This is a genomic window from Leptolyngbya sp. FACHB-36 (assembly GCF_014695955.1).
Classification (GTDB): domain Bacteria; phylum Cyanobacteriota; class Cyanobacteriia; order Leptolyngbyales; family Leptolyngbyaceae; genus FACHB-36.
The window spans coordinates 1-1,518 of sequence record NZ_JACJPG010000041.1; the positions used below are offsets into that span (position 1 = coordinate 1).

Genomic DNA, 1,518 nt, shown 5'->3' on the forward strand with positions numbered 1-1,518 from the left:
GGCGAAAACTGCCGCTCTAAAAACCGCTCAGGTTTGAATTTCTTGGGTTCTGGATAAACAATAGCGCGATGATGCGCCAAATAAATTGAGGGCATGATCACGGTACCTGGTTCTAACGCGTAGCCTGCAATCTCCATTGGCTGCTTGACCACGCGTGGAAACGCGCTGATCGCAATGGGGTAGAGGCGGAGAGTTTCCTGACACACTGCACTCAAATAAGGAAGTCGCGAGATCGTCATCGGATCAGCCTTGGGGTCCAGCGCCTCAATTTCTGCTAACAGCTTGGTGCCCACTTCAGGCAGGTGGATAATCCAGTACAGCGCCCAAGCCAGGGCAGAAGCCGTCGTTTCGTGTCCCGCAAACAGCAGCGTCACCAACTCATCCCGTAGTTCAATCTCGCTTAGCGGTTGCCCTTCTGCGTCCCGTGCTGCCATCAGCAACGCCAAAATATCGGTTCTGTTCGTATCAGGCTGACGACGACGATCGGCAATTTCGGCATAGAGCAATTTATCCACTTGCTGCCGCAGCCGCAAAAACCGCCCCCACGGACTCCAAGCGCCCCAATCCTGTTGCAAGAAGCGGTAGAACAAAAAGACGGAGCCGACGGGAGAGCCAAAGCCATCGAGCATCCGACCGAGCAAGTGCCGCAACTGCTCATAGCGCTGCCCACTCTCAAGACCAAACACCGCCCGCAGAATCACCTGCAAGGAAATCGACTGCATGACAGGACGCGCCGAGAAGGTTGTGCCGATTGTCCACTGGCTCATCACCTGCTCTGTAATTTCTTGAATCACCTGAGCGTAAGACCGCATGCGATCGCCGTGAAAAGGTGGCATCAACAACTGGCGTTGACGCTGGTGCGCTGCGCCTTCGAGCAGAACAATGCCATGCTCTCCCAAGAGCGCTGTAAGAATGCTATTGCCTCGTCCGGCGCTTAGTTGCTCAGGCTTAGCCGTGAAGATCGCTTCGAGTGCCTCAGGACTGCTGAAGTAGACCAAGGCGGGTTTAGAGTCAGGCGGAGACACTCGGTAATTATCGCCATAGGCTTGAGTGCGAGCCTCTAGGGTTTCGAGTGGGCGAAAGATGAATCGTAGTCCCCAGAGGCGACGTAGCCAGAATGGAGTTTTGGGAGGACCATTCAGCGATCGAGTGGAAATGTCAGCCATAGTTCAGTTGAGTCTGCAAGACTAGAGTCTGAGGGAAGCGGGTCTCTCCATGTTAACCACTGCTCCGCAGGCAACTGAATCCTCAGCCGATCGCGCAGGATTTATCATTCGACTGACCCTGATTGCACAAGCTGCTAAGTTAGCAGATCGCCCACTACTGCTTTGTTAGTACGTTATATTACGCGCCGAAGTCGATCGCGTCTCTGCCAAAAAGCAGCATTAATCTGTGAATGTACAAAAAGCTGGTGACAAGACTCGAACTTGCGACCGGCTGATTACAAATCAGCTGCTCTACCAACTGAGCTACACCAGCGTACCAATAAAACAATAGCAGAATTCTGAAGCAGGCGGC

The 1,518-nt window shown here is 53.4% G+C and carries 1 protein-coding gene and 1 tRNA gene; both read right to left on the reverse strand.

What is annotated here, in order from left to right:
* The coding region (locus tag H6F43_RS00590) for a cytochrome P450 (RefSeq protein ID WP_190340099.1) at positions 1 to 1,166 on the reverse strand (1,166 nt) is incomplete at its 3' end.
* A 240-nt stretch (positions 1,167 to 1,406) separates the two neighbouring features.
* A tRNA-Thr gene (locus H6F43_RS00595) sits at positions 1,407 to 1,479 on the reverse strand.
* Between the last annotated feature and the right edge of the window lie 39 nt (positions 1,480 to 1,518).